Origin of the sequence: Corynebacterium sp. ES2794-CONJ1, from assembly GCF_025660615.1 — a bacterium.
In the GTDB taxonomy this organism is placed as follows: Bacteria; Actinomycetota; Actinomycetes; order Mycobacteriales; family Mycobacteriaceae; genus Corynebacterium.
Genome location: NZ_JAOTIM010000001.1, coordinates 120,807 through 138,709 on the forward strand (window position 1 = coordinate 120,807; position 17,903 = coordinate 138,709).

The 17,903-nt window shown below is 52.4% G+C and carries 14 protein-coding genes; 5 read left to right on the forward strand and 9 right to left on the reverse strand.

What is annotated here, in order from left to right; genetic code table 11:
* Positions 1 to 54: 54 nt before the first annotated feature.
* From N7326_RS00570 to N7326_RS00605, 8 genes are all read right to left on the reverse strand, one after another.
* Complete coding sequence (locus tag N7326_RS00570) at positions 55 to 1,686, reverse strand: ABC-F family ATP-binding cassette domain-containing protein (protein ID WP_259076856.1); 1,632 nt, start codon at positions 1,684 to 1,686, stop codon at positions 55 to 57.
* Between the two features lie 61 nt (positions 1,687 to 1,747).
* Positions 1,748 to 2,158 carry a metal-sulfur cluster assembly factor gene (locus tag N7326_RS00575; protein WP_259076854.1) on the reverse strand — a complete coding sequence of 137 codons (411 nt, stop codon included), beginning with the start codon at positions 2,156 to 2,158 and terminating at the stop codon, positions 1,748 to 1,750.
* A gap of 16 nt (positions 2,159 to 2,174) precedes the next feature.
* A complete protein-coding gene (sufU, locus tag N7326_RS00580; RefSeq protein WP_259157780.1) occupies positions 2,175 to 2,621 on the reverse strand; it encodes a Fe-S cluster assembly sulfur transfer protein SufU in 447 nt (148 codons plus the stop codon).
* An 18-nt stretch (positions 2,622 to 2,639) separates the two neighbouring features.
* Positions 2,640 to 3,899 carry a cysteine desulfurase gene (locus N7326_RS00585; protein WP_259076848.1) on the reverse strand — a complete coding sequence of 420 codons (1,260 nt, stop codon included), beginning with the start codon at positions 3,897 to 3,899 and terminating at the stop codon, positions 2,640 to 2,642.
* Positions 3,900 to 3,934: 35 nt separating this feature from the next.
* A complete protein-coding gene (gene sufC, locus N7326_RS00590; RefSeq protein ID WP_259076846.1) occupies positions 3,935 to 4,693 on the reverse strand; it encodes a Fe-S cluster assembly ATPase SufC in 759 nt (252 codons plus the stop codon).
* Between the two features lie 27 nt (positions 4,694 to 4,720).
* The gene (gene sufD / locus N7326_RS00595) at positions 4,721 to 5,914 is read right to left on the reverse strand and encodes a Fe-S cluster assembly protein SufD (RefSeq protein WP_263088004.1); all 1,194 of its coding nucleotides are present in this window, start codon (positions 5,912 to 5,914) and stop codon (positions 4,721 to 4,723) included.
* A 5-nt stretch (positions 5,915 to 5,919) separates the two neighbouring features.
* Positions 5,920 to 7,365: a Fe-S cluster assembly protein SufB gene (gene sufB, locus N7326_RS00600; RefSeq protein ID WP_259076835.1), complete on the reverse strand. Its 1,446-nt coding sequence runs from the start codon at positions 7,363 to 7,365 to the stop codon at positions 5,920 to 5,922.
* A 25-nt stretch (positions 7,366 to 7,390) separates the two neighbouring features.
* Positions 7,391 to 8,071: a helix-turn-helix transcriptional regulator gene (locus tag N7326_RS00605; protein ID WP_259157779.1), complete on the reverse strand. Its 681-nt coding sequence runs from the start codon at positions 8,069 to 8,071 to the stop codon at positions 7,391 to 7,393.
* 352 nt (positions 8,072 to 8,423) lie between these two features.
* On the opposite strand from N7326_RS00605, the gene mptB reads away from it, so the two are divergent.
* The 4 genes from mptB (at position 8,424) to N7326_RS00625 (ending at position 12,936) form a co-directional block, all read left to right on the forward strand.
* Positions 8,424 to 10,157, forward strand: a complete 1,734-nt coding sequence (mptB, locus tag N7326_RS00610; RefSeq protein WP_411512284.1) for a polyprenol phosphomannose-dependent alpha 1,6 mannosyltransferase MptB — start codon at positions 8,424 to 8,426, stop codon at positions 10,155 to 10,157.
* A gap of 12 nt (positions 10,158 to 10,169) precedes the next feature.
* Positions 10,170 to 11,090, forward strand: coding sequence for an ABC transporter ATP-binding protein (locus N7326_RS00615; RefSeq protein WP_259077102.1), 921 nt, complete (start codon positions 10,170 to 10,172; stop codon positions 11,088 to 11,090).
* Between the two features lie 13 nt (positions 11,091 to 11,103).
* Positions 11,104 to 11,886 (forward strand): ABC transporter permease, encoded by a 783-nt coding sequence (locus tag N7326_RS00620; protein ID WP_259289226.1) that lies wholly within the window; start codon positions 11,104 to 11,106, stop codon positions 11,884 to 11,886.
* 99 nt (positions 11,887 to 11,985) lie between these two features.
* The gene (locus tag N7326_RS00625) at positions 11,986 to 12,936 is read left to right on the forward strand and encodes a COX15/CtaA family protein (RefSeq protein ID WP_259077101.1); all 951 of its coding nucleotides are present in this window, start codon (positions 11,986 to 11,988) and stop codon (positions 12,934 to 12,936) included.
* A gap of 1,564 nt (positions 12,937 to 14,500) precedes the next feature.
* On the opposite strand, the gene N7326_RS00630 is transcribed toward N7326_RS00625, so the two are convergent.
* Positions 14,501 to 15,430, reverse strand: a complete 930-nt coding sequence (locus N7326_RS00630; protein ID WP_259076828.1) for a heme o synthase — start codon at positions 15,428 to 15,430, stop codon at positions 14,501 to 14,503.
* A gap of 310 nt (positions 15,431 to 15,740) precedes the next feature.
* Between N7326_RS00630 and tkt the strand changes: the two genes are divergently transcribed.
* Positions 15,741 to 17,831, forward strand: coding sequence for a transketolase (gene tkt, locus N7326_RS00635; protein WP_259076826.1), 2,091 nt, complete (start codon positions 15,741 to 15,743; stop codon positions 17,829 to 17,831).
* The last annotated feature ends 72 nt before the right edge of the window (positions 17,832 to 17,903 follow it).

Genomic DNA, 17,903 nt, shown 5'->3' on the forward strand with positions numbered 1-17,903 from the left:
TCCAAGGAGCGCCAAGAGTTTCTTCGACATCTCACCATAGTACGTGATGGTTGGTTAAGATAGCTCCACGATCTCCATATATTCGTCGCTCCACAGATCTTCATCGCCATCAGGGAGGACGATAACACGCTCTGGATTGAGTGCTCGCACAGCGCCTGGATCGTGAGTCACCAACACCACAGCACCCTCGTAGGTGGCCAGGGCGTCGAGAACCTGTTCGCGGGAGATCGGATCTAAGTTATTCGTCGGTTCATCGAGTAGAAGTACATTAGCCCGAGAGGAAACGAGGCTAGCTAGCGCAAGACGGGTTTTTTCACCGCCCGAAAGGGTCCCGGCTGGCTGGTCTAGTTGCTCCCCGGAGAACATGAATGCTCCTAGTAGTCCACGCAAATCCTGCTCCCCTGCTTCGGGGCAAGCGGCGATGGTGTTTTCCCACACCGTTTGATCCGGATCGATGGTGTCGTGTTCTTGGGCAAAGTAGCCAATTTTCAGGCCGTGGCCAGTGACTACTCCCCCCTCACCATCGGTACGTTCTACCCCCGCAAGTAACTTCAACAGCGTGGTCTTGCCAGCGCCGTTGAAACCCAGAACGACCACCCGGCTCCCTTTGTCAACTGCGAGATCGACTCCAGAGAATACTTCGAGCGAGCCGTACATCTTGGTCAGACCACGACCATTGAGAGGAGTTTTTCCACAGGGAGCTGGAGCCGGAAATTTGATATGGGCCACGCGGTCGCCTGCTCTAATCTCATCGGTTTGTGCGACCATCTTCTCCGCCCTTGCCAACATCTGCTTTGCAGCGGCTGCTTTAGTGGCTTTGGCACCCAGGCGAGCTGCCTGGTCCTTGAGTGCGGAGGCTTTTTTCTCAGCATTTGCGCGCTCGCGGCGGCGCCTAGCTTCATCAGTAGCACGAGCGTCGATATACTTCTTATAGCCCATATTATAAATATCAGCTTCTGCTCGAACGGCGTCGAGAAACCAGATCTTATTACATACGGCCTCGAGGAGTTCCACATCGTGGCTAATCATAATCAAACCACCCTCGTGCTTTGAGAGAAAGCCACGCAACCATAGGATCGAATCAGCATCAAGGTGGTTTGTCGGCTCATCGAGAAGAAGGGTGGTCTCGGATTTACCGCTTCCAGCCGAAGCTGCGAACAGTATCTGGGCAAGCTCTACACGTCTGCGTTGCCCTCCGGATAGGGTTTTAAGGGATTGATCGAGAATCCGCGCCTCTAGGCCCAGATTATCGCAGATGCGTGCGCACTCTGCGTTGGCTTCGTAGCCTCCGAGGGCATGGTAACGTTCCTCTAATTTTGTATACTGCCTAATTGCTTTGTCGCGTTTAGCATCACTGCCAGCGGTTTCCATAATCGACTGTTGCTTGGCCATATTGCGATTAATAGCATCGAGGCCACGAGCGCTGAGCACCCGCTCACGTGCGGTCTGCTCAATATTTCCCTCACGTGAGTCTTGAGGTAGATAACCAATAGTGCCTGACCTGACTACGGATCCTCCATAGGGTTCGGTTTCTCCCGCTAGGATTCGCATAGTGGTGGTTTTACCCGCCCCGTTACGGCCTACTAGGCCAATTCTATCGCCTGGCTGGACTCGTAAATGCTGCCGCGTGGCGTCAAGCAGGGTGCGCGCACCCACTCGGACTTCAAAGTCATTGGTCACAATCACAAAGCGCCATCCTAGCACCCGAGAGCAAAGGGAGAAATTCCTCCCTTGGGGAAAGCCTGGACTACACCGAGAATCCTAGCGCACGCAGTTGCTCCCGGCCTTCCTCAGTGATCATATGCGGACCCCATGGAGGATTCCACACCCAATTGAGCTGCAGTTTTTCAATTCCGCCGTTACCGACTACCGCACTCTGCGCTTGGTCTTCGAGAACATCGGTCAGCGGGCAGGCTGGTGACGTGAGCGTCATATTGATATGGGCTTCATTCTCATTTTCGATCCAGATATCATAAACCAAACCTAAATCCACCACGTTGATGCCTAACTCGGGATCGATAACGTCGCGCATATACTCTTCGATGTCGAATGCTTTGGCTTCATCCGCCTCGCTTTGTTCGGGGATGATATGAGTGCGGTCAATGATTCCGGTATGAGGGTCGGCGTGCGGTGGTTCTACATCGTGGTTATCGGTCATTATTAGTCACTTTCCGTTAATTATTACGATCGAGAGATTCGCTCAAGGCCGCTTCGAAGGCTTTCCATCCCAGAAGTGCGCATTTTACCCGAGCGGGGTATTGGGAGACTCCTGCGAAGGCCACACCGTCACCGATCATGTCGTCGTCGCCCTCATAGGTGCCTCGCGAGGTAATCATTTTCTCAAATTCGGCTATTTTCGCGCGCGCTTGCTCGACTGTTAATCCCATCAATTCCTCCGCCATTACTGAGGTGGAAGCTTGGGAAATTGAACATCCTTCCGCTTGGTACGAAATATCTTTTACTTCGCCGTTGGATCCAAGAGCAAGCCGAAGAGTCAGTTCGTCCCCGCACGAGGGATTTACATGGTGAACCTCGGCATCATGGCCTTCGCGCAACCCAGAGAACTTTGGGTTCTTGTAATGATCAAGGATAACTTCTTGATACATGGATTCCATATTCATTGTGGCTTCCTTTTTTTCTTAGCGCGTCCCGAAAAAGTTCTGAGCTGTAGCGATAGCCCCAACTAACGCGTCTATATCTGCCTTGTCATTATAAAGGTAGAAGGAGGCGCGTGCCGTGGACTGCATCTGCAGCTTTCGATGTGCTGGCCATGCGCAGTGGTGTCCAACTCTGATGCACACACCCTGATCATCGAGAATTTGCCCTAAGTCATGGGGATGAATTCCCTCGACATCGAAACTAATGACCGAGCCACGGTTGTCAGCCTTAGTGGGGCCGGCGATTTCTAACCCTGGGATGGAGGATAATTGCTCCAAACCATAGCGGGTGAGCTCTTGCTCATGGTGATGAATTGCTTCCATCCCAATAGCGTTGAGAAAGTCACACGCCGCACCTAGTCCCACTACCTGTGAGGCCATTTGCGTACCTGCTTCAAAGCGCTGCGGGGCCGGCGCATAGGTGGAATGATCCATGTGCACGACCTCGATCATGGAACCCCCAGTTAGAAATGGCGGCAACTGGTTGAGCAGCTCACTTTTACCATATAGTGCTCCGACTCCCGTAGGACCAAGCATCTTATGGCCGGAAAAGGCCGCAAAATCAACGTCGAGCTCCACCACGTCAACTGGCATATGCGGAACTGATTGACACGCATCGAGAACGATGAGTGCACCTACCGCTCTAGCCTTGCTGACCAGGGCGGGAATATCAGAAATAGCGCCTGTCACATTTGACTGATGGGTACAGGCAACGACCTTTACTGAGTCATCGAATCGCAAGGAGTCGAGATCGATACGACCCGTTTCATCCATGTCGAGCCAGGCGAGCGTGGCCCCCGTACGGCGACAGAGTTCTTGCCATGGCACGAGGTTGGCATGATGCTCCAGCTCGGTGACTACTACGGTGTCGCCGGCACCAACGGCCCACTCCCCTGCGCGGGGATCCCCAAGGGTATAGGCAAGGAGGTTGAGTGCTTCGGTCGCGTTTTTAGTAAATACCAATTCGTTTGGCTGCGCCCCTATAAATTGCGCGATACGCCCGCGTGCACCCTCATAGGCGTCGGTAGCTTCTTCAGCAAGCTGATAGGCTCCGCGGTGTACTGGGGCGTTCGTGTAGAGGACAAACTCCTCCTCCGCGCGCCACACCGGCAACGGGCGCTGCGAGGTTGCCCCAGAATCGAGGTAAACCAGGCGGTGTCCGCCTCGAACAGATCGGGAAAATACGGGGAATTCCTGGCGGATACGCTCGATATCAAGGGTGCCCGACGGTGTATGAAACATAAGTTCCTCGCTACTTTTTCAATATTGGGGAAAGGTTAGTTGAGGAACTGATCGTATCCATTAGCTTCCAGCTCATCTGCTAATTCAGCACCACCAGACTTTACAATTTTGCCGTCGGCAAAAACGTGCACGAACTGCGGGTTAACGTAGGTGAGGATGCGCTTATAGTGCGTGATCATGAGGATACCGCCATCGTTGTCCTGCTGGTAGCGGTTAATACCATCGGAAACAACTCGCAATGCGTCAACATCGAGGCCTGAGTCTGTCTCGTCCATAATGGCGAATTTGGGCTTGAGCAAACCTAACTGAAGAACCTCATGGCGCTTTTTTTCACCTCCAGAGAATCCGTCATTGACACTGCGTTCGCTAAAGCTTTTATCGATGAGCAAATTCTCTTGCTCAGTTTTTACCTCTTTGATCCATGTCCGTAGCTTTGGCGCTTCACCGCGAACAGCTGTGGCGGCGGTTCGCAGGAAATTTGCCATGGAAACCCCGGGAATTTCGGTTGGGTACTGCATCGCCACAAACATTCCGGCGCGAGCACGCTCATCGACGTCCATATCCAAGATATTGACGCCATCGAGGAGAACCTCCCCCTGGGTGACGTGGTAGCGCGGATGCCCCGCTATGGTATAGGAAAGTGTGGATTTACCGGAGCCGTTGGGGCCCATAATAGCGTGCGTTTCACCAGATTTGATGGTGAGATTTACTCCTTTGAGGATCTCTTTCGGCCCAGCGTTTTCATCTGTGGGGATGACTTGGGCATGGAGATCTCGGATTTCAAGGGTGCTCATTAATATTCCTTATGAGTTAAGAGGGGTTTAAGATGTGGCTTTTTTAAGCGTGCGCAGGGTTTCTAGCTCTTGCAGAATTCTGTTTTCGAGGTCCTCACGAATGGGATCAAACGGAATTTTTCCGATCACTTCAGAGAAGAAGCCTCGCACGATGAGCCGTCGAGCTTCATCCGCCGGTATTCCCCGGGATCGTAGGTAAAACTCCTGCTCATCATCAAATCGTCCGACTGTAGCTGCGTGACCTGCGCCTTGAATTTCACCAGTTTCGATTTCCAGGTTTGGCACAGAGTCGGCTCGTCCACCTTCCGTAAGAACAAGATTCCGGTTCGCTTCGTACGTGCTGGTTCCTTGTGCGTTCGGGCGGATGAGGACGTCGCCTACCCATGCGGTGTGGGCCTCAGCCCTCTTCTCTGCTGAATGGGATTGCAAGGCCCCTTTGTACAACACATTTGACGTGCAGTTCGGCTGCGCGTGATCGACGAGAAGTCGCTGCTCAAAAAATTGTCCAGAGTCCGCAAAGTAGACGCCCAATAACTCGGCGTCCCCGCCAGGAGCGGTGAATCGGACGCGAGGTACAATGCGCACGAGATCTCCACCGAACAGGGCAGCATAATGGCGTAGGGTGGCATCGCGACCAACTACAGCCATCTGCGAACCGCAGTGGACAGCATCGTCATCCCATGAGTCGTCGACGATAACATTCAATTTCGCATTGTCGCCTACAATGAACTCGATATTGTCAGCGTGTACTCCGGACCCTTTATAGCGAAGATTAATGGTGGCTTCTGCCGCTTCGCCTACCTCGATGACCACATGACTAAACGTGGTCACGTCATGGCCAGCACCGGTAATAGTGATGGAGATGGGTTCTGGATTTATCGCCGCGTCTGCAATCTGAACCACGGTGGCATGAGAGGTCGAGGTAAAAGCTTGGGCGCTTATTCGATCGATAGGTTTACCCGCGCGTCCAATCAAGGGCGAATCCATGGTGACCTTCTCGGCCTCCACGTGTGTTGCCGTTTCAGGAACCGCAATGTCGATGAGGGTGTCCGTTACGGGTGCGAAGCTCCCGTCGTGAAGCCCTTTGAGGCGACGCAGCGGAACGAACCGCCACACCTCGTCCTTTCCCCGTGGGATTTCGAATTCGTTAACATCCGTGGAAGAGAATATGTCGCCCTTGTTACCATGGACGGTTGAATTTTTTTCTGTAGTACTAGCCATGTGGGTTAGCCCACCGATCCTTCCATTTGCAATTCGATGAGACGGTTGAGTTCGAGGGCGTATTCCATGGGCAATTCCTTGGCAATAGGCTCGACGAATCCGCGCACAATCATAGCCATAGCCTCGTCCTCAGCAATACCTCGAGACATAAGGTAGAAGAGCTGTTCCTGGGATACCTGAGAGACAGTCGCTTCATGACCTAGCGAGACATGGTCATTGCGAATATCGTTATAAGGATAGGTATCCGAACGTGAGATATTGTCGACGAGCAGGGCGTCGCATTCAACATTCGATGTTGAATGGTTGGCATTAGCATTAATGCGTACAAGCCCACGATACGCTGCTCGGCCGCCTCCTCGAGCTACCGATTTCGAGACGATATTCGACGATGTATGAGGTGCCATGTGGACCATTTTCGCGCCAGTGTCTTGGAATTGGCCTTCACCGGCAAAAGCTACGGAAAGGACTTCTCCTTTAGCGTAGGGACCGGTCATCCACACCGCTGGGTATTTCATGGTGACCTTGGAGCCGATATTGCCATCGACCCACTCCATCGACGCACCTTCCTCACACTTGGTGCGTTTGGTCACAAGATTGTAGACGTTATTAGACCAGTTTTGGATGGTGGTATAGCGGCACCGCCCGCCCTTCTTCACAATAATTTCCACCACAGCTGAGTGTAGGGAGTCAGATTTGTAGATCGGAGCGGTACAACCTTCGACATAGTGCACGTAAGCATCCTCGTCAACGATAATTAGAGTGCGCTCGAATTGGCCCATATTCTCAGTGTTGATGCGGAAATAGGCCTGCAGAGGAATATCAACGTGCACTCCTTTAGGCACATAGATAAAAGAACCACCTGACCATACGGCAGTATTCAATGCTGAGAACTTATTGTCGCCAGCTGGAATGACCGTTCCAAAGTACTCGCGGAATAACTCCTCGTGCTCCTTAAGTGCGGTGTCAGTATCGACGAATATGACCCCGAGTTTTTCTAAATCTTCTCGAATCTGGTGATACACCACTTCAGATTCATACTGTGCAGCTACTCCTGCTACGAGGCGTTGTTTTTCAGCCTCGGGGATACCTAGACGGTCGTAGGTATTGCGGATATCTTCGGGAAGCTCTTCCCAGCTCGTGGCCTGGCTCTCAGTGGAGCGCACGAAGTATTTGATGTTGTCAAAATCGATTCCACTTAGGTCCGCACCCCAGGTGGGCATAGGCTTCTTGCCAAAAAGATCGAGAGCTTTGAGTCGCTGTTCCAGCATCCACGCTGGTTCCTGTTTCTTGTCAGAGATATCGCGGACCACATCCTCATTCAGGCCGCGTCGCGCCTGTTGTCCTGCATCATCACGATCATGCCAGCCGTAGTTATAAGGACCAATGGACTCGATGATCTCATCGTCTGTAGGGGGTTGGAGAGTGTGGGGGTTTACGGGTGCTTGGGTCATTGAATACGTTCCTCTCAAGCAATTACTAGGAGACCGATGTAGATCTATTAACGGGGCGGATGGGTATATTAGTCGTGCAGATACCGTGGCCATCAGCGATTGAGGCGAGTAGTTGAACATGGCGGCCGAGCACTTTCGCTATCACCTCATGCTCGGCCTCGCATAACTCAGGGAAATCGGCGGCCACTTCCGAGATCGGGCAGTGATGCTGACAAATCTGAACGCCTTGTCCGGCATTGTTCATAGAAGCCGCGTAGCCGTGTTGTGTAAAGACGTCCACGAGCTCGCTTACAGCTTCCTCAATCGTGTCGCCTTCACAATTAAAATCTCCGATAAGTTCTAGCGCACGTTTGCGAGCGAAGGCCCTAACAGCCTCCTCCCCGCCGTGTTGCCTTAATGTTTTCAAAGCTGCCACTGCTAGCGAGTCATAATTGTGGCCAAACTGTGCTCGACCTCTGTCGGTTAGGCTAAATGCCCTGGCGGGTCGCCCCCGAGTGGATCGTTGATGCGCGGAAACCGATGTTATTTCCGCGAGGCCTTCCCCGACCAATATATCGAGATGGCGGCGAATTCCTGCAGTAGAAAGGTTCAAATGTTCGGCTAATTCGGAGGCGGTAATGCGATTATGCTTGAGAATTTCGCTCATGATGGCATGACGCGTTTCACCATCAGTTGAGCGCGATTCTCCGCGATTGATGTGGCCCATCGCTTCACCTCCTTGTACTGCCCTAATATCGCCCTAATATCGTAATGGAGCTGACCGTCTAGATTTCTTTAGACAACACTAGTGTTACCTAAATGGCGGCACTGTTACAACCCCGAAAAGTGCCTATCGCTCTCACCTCTAGTATTTAGGGCACCCTATCAACGGTTTTGCTACTCAAACAGGGTGAGGGTGGTCGTTTTTTCTCAGACTCCTCTCAGTGCGTTCCACGGTTGCGAAACACTTGCGATGCGAGGTTTCAGCTTGAGCCTAAGTCCGTTACTGCAAAAGATTGAGTTAAGCTGAGTGAGTGAGCAAGAATGCACCCTTGTGGTGGAACCGAGCCCTCCGCACCGTGCTGCGTATTCAATCAATTCCACCCTCTCTACAGACGGAAAGCGGTGAACGCTATCACGATACCTCCCTGCTGGTAAAGGCCACCAGCGGCGTCGATCTCATCAAGACTCTCCGCGATGGCAGCGTAACCCTGATCGGCGATTCTACCGAGGCGGAAATGGAACCCACAGTCAGGGATCGTATCCACACTCCACTCACGGCCATTGATCTCGAACGTTTCGCCTTCACCAGATGGATGGGCACACTAGGATCCCTACTCCTTAGCCTAGGGGCCCTGGGAGCAGGAGCCCTGCCCGTAGTGAACTCACCTTATACTGTCTTTCCTGGTGGCACTCTCATGGCTAGAATGCTCCAAGCATCAACAGTGCTGTGCTTTGTTGGCATAGCTCTCTTAGTCCTAGCGTGGCTATTTATGGCGCCGTTTGCCGGGGTAGCCTTGAAAGAGGCTCATACGCGTATGGGTCTTATTAGCATGTCGATGACCAGGCGTACTTTCGTGGCTTGGAGCTTACCGCTGATCGCAAGCGCACCTATGTTTACTCAAGATATTTACTCATACTTAGCCAACGGTGCGATTGTAGTGATGGGTCTCGATCCATATAGCGCGGGACCTGTAGATCTCCTCGGGACTGACAACGATCTGGCCCGTTCGGTACCGTTCATCTGGGCCCATTCCCCCTCCCCTTACGGGCCCGTAGCATTAGGAATCGCTGCCTTGATCTCATTCCTCACCAATGACTCCATCGTGCTTGGGGTTCTTGCTCACCGCATCATCTCTCTCCTTGGGGTTGCTCTAGCCGGATGGGCTCTTACTCACCTAGCAAAACGCTGCGGTGTTCTCCCGCAGGCCGCATTATGGCTAGGGATACTCAACCCGCTCACTATCCTCCACCTCATTGGTGGCATCCATAACGAGTCGATCCTGCTCGGTTTACTCATGGCAGGCATTGAAGTCGGCTTACGCGGAGTGGATTACATGGAACGCTCGGGCTCGAGGCGAGCAGTCATTTTGCTAGCAACCAGTGGCCTTCTCATTAGTCTCGCAGGAATGGTTAAAGTTACCGGCTTTATCGGACTCGGTTTCATCGGAATGGCTATTGCTAGAATCATTCACCTGCGCGGCCGCAGCACACCCTCAGCTTGGCTGATCGCTGTTGCGCTGCAGACCTTTTGCATGATCGCTGCTATCCTCACCGTCACGTGGGTCAGTGGGATCGGCTCAGGGTGGATCACTGGCCAAGGCGGGGCCATAGCCGTACGCAGCTGGATGTCTATATCAACTGCCCTCGGAGTAATCTTCGGATTCGTGGGGAAATTTCTCTACTTAGGTGATCACACCGAAGCTATCCTCATCATCACCCGACTGTCGGGGTTGGCGGTTGCAGGTTTTGCTATGGTGCGGTTACTCCTGCGCACCTACCAGGGCGCCATTCACCCTGTGGGTGCGCTTGGGATATCAACTCTAGTAATGGTGGCGTTCTTTCCCGTCGTACACCCGTGGTATATGCTGTGGGCGATTCTACCCTTGGCCGCGTGGGCTAATAGGGAGGTTTTTAGAGCCGCAGTCATTGCGTATACGCTCTTACTGAGCTTTTTCGTTCTTCCGCGGGGGTTATCACTGCCTCCAGAAACGGTACTTTCGATTTATACCGCCTCAGTCGTTGGATTGGTAGTAATTATCAGCCTCATGTACGTTTCCTACCGGAGAAATTTCAAACGTCGCATAGACTAGGGTGTTGTGAAGATGACTCCCACCAAAACCCCTGCTCTCAGGGTCTCAAGATTGAGCAAGGTTTTCGGAGATATACAGGCGCTTAAAGATGTTAGTTTCAGCGTTCCCGAGGGAAAAGTTCTGGCTCTCCTAGGCCCCAATGGTGCTGGTAAGACGACGCTGATTGATATCTGCGAAGGTTTTCAGAAGCCGACGCACGGCGCTGTCAGCGTTTGCGGTATCGATCCGGTTACCAGGCCTCAGGATGTGCGCGCAATTATTGGCATTATGTTGCAGGAATCTGGATCTTATTCGGGCATTAGGGTCGAAGAAATGCTGAAGTTGTCGGCGTCCTATAATGCTAATCCCCTTGATCCCGATTGGCTGATTGAATTGCTGGGCTTGGGTAATGTCAGGTCAACGACCTATCGGCGACTTTCCGGAGGGCAAAAGCAGAGACTAGCTTTAGCTCTCGCCCTGATTTCGCGCCCGAAGGTGGTCTTTCTCGATGAACCCACAGCCGGATTGGACGCACAATCTCGTGTTCTAGTCTGGAGATTAATAAGGCAACTACGCGCCGACGGGGTTACGGTCATCTTAACCACGCATTTAATGGACGAAGCCCAGGCTTTAGCTGACGAGGTGGTCATTATCGATCAGGGAAGCGTGGTCGCAGCCGGTAGTCCTAGCGAACTGCGTAAAGAAGCCTCTCCGGGCTTAAAATTCGAAACGGATCGAGACCTTGACATAACCGCTGCGCCGTGGGCGGCCTTGGGCGTTGAAGCGATTCGCCCCTTGGTGTACTCGATACCAACTGAACCCACCCCAGCCTTGATTTCTCAGCTTGCCCGATTGGCTGCCGAACAAAACGTCCTAATTATTTCATTGTCGACCGAGGCCCGAAGTCTCGAGGATATTTTCCTTGAGATCACTGGACGCGCTTTAAGAAGTTAGAAAGAGCTATTCTATGACTATTTCTCAACCGCAGCCTGGTCATATCCCCCCAGGTATCTTTAGCCCACAACCACAGCGGGCCTCTGTGATGCATATGCTGAAGTCCCAGGGAAAAATTGAAGCCTTGTTATTTTTGCGTCATGGAGAGCAATTTCTGCTGAGCTTTGTCATCCCGATTGGCATCATCATTGCAGCATATTTTCTCCCTCAGCTCGATACGTATAGCCCCCATTCCCCGATTTTCCCTACGGTTCTTGCTATCGCAGCGATGAGCTCGGGCTTTTCAGGTCAAGCAATTTCTCTAGCTTTCGATCGTCGCTATGGGGCGTTGAAAAGGGCGGGCGCCTCGGGTGTACCTGCCTCCACAATTATTCTGGGAAAAGTAGTAGGACTGCTTGTAGTCTCCAGTTTGCAGGTAGCGTGCCTTACCCTGGTTGCACTTATAACCGGGTGGAGGACGACCTTCGGCTTCGGGGTCATTGGTGTGGTCATCTTTTTTGTCGGGGTTGCCTGTTTTACTGCCTTGGGAATGTTCCTTGGTGGAACTCTCTCCTCTGAAATGGTGCTGGGTTTAGCAAACCTTATATGGGTGCTTTTGGTGGGGGCGGCTAGCTACCTGACCTTCAACGTCGAGTCCATCCACCCGCTGTACCACATTATTCCTTCCGTAGCTCTGGCTGATGGAATTGGTTCAGCATTTGCCGGTCAGTTTCCAGGTTTCGCTGTGCTCAGCTTGATAGTATGGACAATCCTGGGCATCGCTGCATCGATCCGTTTCTTCTCTTTCACAGATTAGTCGAGTACTATTCATAAGATATTTCTCACAGATTCATCGGTTAGGTGTTAATAACTTTCAGCGCCTTGCGTTGCGGGGTAAAATAATCGCGTGTCTAGCATGCAAGAATCTATCCAGCGCCGAGCAAAATTCCTTATCCCATACCAGCGGCGATTAGTACTATTTGTGCTGCTTGCCCAGGCAGGTATTACTGTGACTGGCTCCATTGTCCGGGTGACAGGATCAGGCCTCGGGTGTAATACATGGCCTTTATGCCACGAGGGCTCCCTCGTGCCAGTTCCGGGGGCTGCACCGTGGATTCACCAAGCAATCGAGTTTGGCAATAGGCTCCTCACTTTTGTTCTCATCGGCATAGTCATCGCTGCCTTTATTTCTATTGTGGCTGCTCATCGACGCAAAGAACTCGTGATACACGGAATTGTCCAGGGAATCGGTGTCATCATTCAAGCTGTTCTCGGCGGAATCTCGGTTCTGCTAGATCTTCAGTGGTGGTCCGTCGCCATTCACTTCCTGCCGTCCATGCTCCTCGTCTGGTTAGCTGCCATCTTCTATATTCGAGTGGGAGAACCCGATGCTGGTATCCCCCACCGCACCTACGATCAATCACTGCGCTACCTCGTATCCTTCGCAGCTGGGTTGCTAGTTCTCGTGCTCGCTACTGGAACCATGGTGACAGGAGCCGGGCCTCACGCTGGTGACTCCGAAGCAGGAATGCAGGGGCGTCTTGAGGTCGACATTGCATGGATGGCCCATATTCACGCGTGGACAATGTATCTATTGCTCGCAGTGGTCACACTTATCGCCGCATCGTTAGCTTTTCAACGCGTTCCAACCAAAACCAAGACAACGACCCTGTGGCTTATCGCTACAATAGTGCTCCAGGCACTCATTGGAGTCATACAATACCGCTTAGGGGTGCCTCGCTGGACGGTGCCTGTCCATATCGGCTTCAGCTCTGTCGTCGTGGCGCTCCTCGGCTTCCTCTATGCCCAAGGCTGGAGCCGTCACCCAGAAGACACCTCGCCTGAACAGGAATATCATCAACTCTGATTTTTAACCCCCTAGCAGATCCTAGGGGGTTCGTTGTATCACGATTGGGACGATTCCTCGCGATCACTCGTGAAATTCACTGATCAAATGCATATGACTAACCCAGGAAAAGATCTCATCGATGCATATCGTGCAGATATTAATAGATCGTGACCTCAGATCAGCCCTGAGCAGTAATTGCGCTCCGCTTGGGGTTGATCAGGATGTGTTCGAGCTAAGAGAGATAGCCAGCTTCGCTAGGAATTAAGGCAGTGACTACAGTCGACGGTCTATTAGTTGACCACGAGTTTATATTCAGTTACGAATAATTCCCCCATAAAAGACCTGCAGGGTCAAGCTAACTCAATAGACGATAGGCAGTGCAATATCAGCCGAAACCTAAAACCACAGGGACGAGAAGAAAATGTTAATCGCGCACACGTCATATCGTTGTGTTCGGCTTTTATGACCATGCCGCCAGGTCGTATAAAACTTGGGGCATAGCGTGTTCATTAAATTCAGCGGCATCGGCTTCCTGGTGTGCGGTGATAACTAAAGCGGCACAGCCTATATGACCCCACAGTCACGGATCGAGATTTCATGCAGCAGACAAATTTCTCAATACTAACGCGTGTGCTGTGGCCAGCAATCCGCTACGAACAACCACGATACTTCCCAGTTCAACGGGCTAATTGCTAGCTCAAACCGTCTCTATCCACTGATATATCTAGGTTTTTTCCCTGCCTCGCCTTAGGCAACTGTCTAAGCTTTCTGAGCAGTCAGACATTCTTTGTTCTGAGCAACTCGCCACACTTTGGCTTGTGGTTCGGTTGTCCCTCTTTTGCTCCCTAACGAGAACGGCAGGGAGATGCTGTGGTGTCAGAAAGTGTGGAGTATACAGGCGAGGTTTTCTCGATCACCAAGCTTCGAGGCATAAGGTTCGCAGAATCAAGCGGATGGACACGAGCTTTCTCGAGGCAAAAGTTTCAGCTAAGTAGCTGGAAATTGTTCTAATTCACACCATCTAATTTGCCGAGATACGTCGTGTATCTGCCAAATTCTGGGATAGTTCCGACCTAGCGGGCCCTGCGTTAACTCATCGTACTGTTTGACGTAGGTCATGAGGAGCTGCGTGCTCTATCCCCGAGGCACCTTGATTCATTGATATATGCACACGCGTATTAGGAGAACCCCGGTTAGGCATAGAATCATCGGCTAAAGGATTAGGTGTGCATTCTCGCGTGTATAGCCGTCGCTTCGGCGTTGAGAAAAAGATCATTGTTTCACGTCCCCTTTAGTCAGCTGTCACTGCTCCAGCCTGGCAGCAGATAGACAATAACCCTTGAGATGCCCCCATGAGGATGACGGAAACCGCACTGGCGATTTCTCCAATCGTTCTCTTGTGGTGTACAAAATATCTCGATGTGCATTTAACTGGCGAGAGTGCAGCCACAACCATGAAGCTGATGAGCTAAGAAAGGCTATGTGACTATCGTATAGTTTCAAGCGATACGCTCGGCTTTTGCTACGTTTCCTTGAGCTCGAAAGTCTGAGGAAGTGTGCGCCCGGGGACCGAGGCTCATTCTTAGGCCACAAAAAAGGGATCAAGCATCGCACCGAAAGTTTCCAAGCCTAAAATAGCGTCGACCGATAGCGCTACAAAGAGCACAGCTAAATAGTTATTCGACAAAATGAAGAGCTTGAGTGGTTTGACCGGCACGCCACGCTTGACTCCTTGATGGAGCCGAATCGCCATAAATAGAAAGCCTGCTCCTGAGATGATTGATCCCACTGCATAAATCCATCCAGCCGCGGGAATAAGAAGGAAGGTGGTTATAACCGTGGCAACGGTATAGCCAACAATCTGCCGAGTCACCTCAACTTCCTCCCGGACTACCGGCAGCATGGGCACTCCAGCGGCCTTGTAATCTTCCTTATACTTCATGGCCAAGGCCCACGTATGCGGGGGCGTCCAAAAGAAAATGATCAGGAAGAGTACGATGGCCTGCCACCAGTGAGCCAGGTCTGTTCCAGGCATATTGTCTTTAATTACGGCCCACCCCACTATCACAGGCATGCAGCCCGCCGCGCCACCCCAAACGATATTCATATGGGTGCGCCTTTTTAAAAACTTTGTGTAAACAAAGATATAAAAAGCAATGGTGAGCATCACACATACGGCCGCTAAAAGCGAATTGCAGAGGAGCCAGAGAAAAAGAAAGCTCAAAACAGTAAGCGCCCACGCGAAGATGGTGGCATTTCGGTTGGAAACCGTGTGCCTGACAAGGGGGCGCGAACGAGTCCTCCCCATTTTCTGATCGATATCGGAATCCGCCACCATATTGAAGGTATTAGCAGCTGCTGCCCCCATCCAGCCTCCTATGACGGTCAACAGGATGAGCGCGATATTATTCTCCCCACGCTCAGCCTGCAGCATGGCGGGAATGGTTGCTACCAAGAGGAGTTCAATGACCCGGGGCTTCGTCAACGCAATATAGGCCTTGATCGTCTCCAAGGATTATCTCCTCCATAATTTCTGTGAAAGTACGTTTCTCAGCATACTGGAAAAACTCAACGAAAAGATTTGAGCCACAGTCATCGAGCGGGGGAAACGTTATCGTACCTAGTCCAAGGTACTCCTCATTGAAGAGTTTGGCTTATCAAAACTCCCTCGCTTCGTTCATTTTGTTCGCCGTATACCAGCTCCAGCCAGCTCGCTGCCATCCTTGAAGCCAAATGGCGCTAAACTGTGGGATGTGGTTCGCGCATAAACTCGCTTGCGCGAGCCTCGACCACGAAAAAATATTAAAGGACGGACTATCACTGTGACCTTATCTCCTGAGCTTAAAAAGCATACGGTTCGCAATTATCCAGATCACTGGAGTGATTTGGATACACAAGCCATTGACACCGCTCGCATCCTCGCTGCAGATGCCGTGCAGAAATGCGGCTCAGGGCACCCCGGCACCGCAATGTCACTGGCGCCGCTTGCCTACACCCTGTATCAGCACACGATGAATGTTGACCCCCAGGACGATCAATGGGTAGGCCGTGACCGTTTTGTACTCTCGTGTGGTCACAGTTCGCTCACTCAATATATCCAGCTGTTTTACGGAGGTTTTGGCCTGGAACTCGATGACCTCAAGGCCCTGCGTACCTGGGGCGCAAAGACCCCAGGTCACCCCGAGTACCGCCACACTAAAGGCGTGGAAATTACCACCGGACCACTCGGTCAAGGGTTAGCCTCCGCGGTGGGTATGGCTATGGCGGCACGCCGTGAGCGCATGCTATTCGATCCGGATACGCCCCAAGGTGAGTCACCATTCGATCACTATATCTACACCATCGCCTCCGACGGCGATATGCAGGAAGGGGTAACGTCTGAGGCCTGTTCGCTCGCGGGTACTCAGAAGCTAGGTAACCTCATCGTCTTTTGGGATGATAATAAAATCTCCATCGAAGAGGAAACCGATATTGCCTTTGACGAGGATGTTTGCGCACGCTATCGGGCGTATGGATGGCAAGTACTAGAAGTTGAGAGTGGCGAGGATATCGTCGCCATCGAAGAGGCTATTGCTGCGGCCCAGGCTGACCGCCAGCGTCCATCGTTTATTCGGGTTCGTACCATCATTGGTTATCCCGCCCCAACTATGATGAATACCGGCGCTGTCCATGGCGCTGCCCTGGGCGAAGAGGAAATCGCCGCCACAAAGCGAGAACTCGGCTTTGATCCTGAAATCCACTTCCCTATCAGCGATGAGGTATTAGCTCACACCCGCAATTTGGTCGAGCGCGGTGCAAATAAGCATGCCGAATGGTCACAGAAATTCGAGCAATGGTCTCAACAGCACCCCGAAAAACGGGAGCTCTTCGAGCGTCTTAATAAGCGTGAGCTACCAGCTGACTTCGATGCTGATCTACCGACGTGGGAGGCCGGGGACTCAGTGGCTACCCGCAAGGCCTCAGAGTCGGTCATTCAGGAACTGGCGAAAACCCTGCCTGAGCTTTGGGGCGGCTCCGCCGATCTAGCTGGTTCCAATAACACCGTGATGAAGAGTGAAAAATCATTCGGACCAGAGTCTATTAGCACCTCCACCTGGACTGCGGCACCAGATGGCCGTAACCTCCATTTCGGTATTCGCGAGCACGCCATGAGTGCGATTATGAACGGAATCGCGCTGCACGGGGGCACGAGGCCGTACGGCGGAACCTTCTTAATTTTCTCCGACTATATGCGCCCCGCTGTGCGTCTAGCCGCCCTCATGGGAACTGATGCTTACTATGTCTGGACCCACGATTCCATTGGACTTGGCGAGGATGGTCCCACTCACCAGCCAGTAGAGCAACTGGCCAGCCTTCGTGCTATCCCCGGACTATCACTTATTCGCCCCGCCGACGCTAACGAGACTGCAGCGGCTTGGCGCGCAGCGCTACTCTACAAGGAAGGCCCAAAGGGTTTAGCGCTCTCGCGCCAGAATCTCCCGGTCCTAGACGGCACTAAAGAGAAGGCTCGCGAGGGACTTCGTCGTGGCGCTTATATACTCAAGGAAGCCTCTGCCGCTACGCCTGAGGTCCTACTCATGGCCAGCGGATCCGAGGTTCAGTTGGTAGTAAAGGCAGCTGCTCAATTGGAGAAGGAGGGTATTGCCGCCCGCGTTGTTTCGGTTCCCTGCCTCGACTGGTTCGAGGAGCAAGACCAGGCCTACCAAGAGTCCGTACTGCCACCTCACGTACGCGCCCGCGTTGCTGTTGAGGCGGGAATCTCCATGCCGTGGCATCGCCACCTAGGATTGCAGGGGCGGGCTATATCGCTCGAACATTTTGGCGCCTCGGCTCCAGCCGACAAACTGTTTGAAGAATTTGGTTTCACGGTCGACAACGTCGTGAAAGCCGCTAAAGACAGTCTGGCTGCCTAGGAACCAGTAAAGAAGTAGTGCGGGCGGAACTGAGATCTGAAAGTTTCGCCCGCATTTAAATACTTTCGTTAA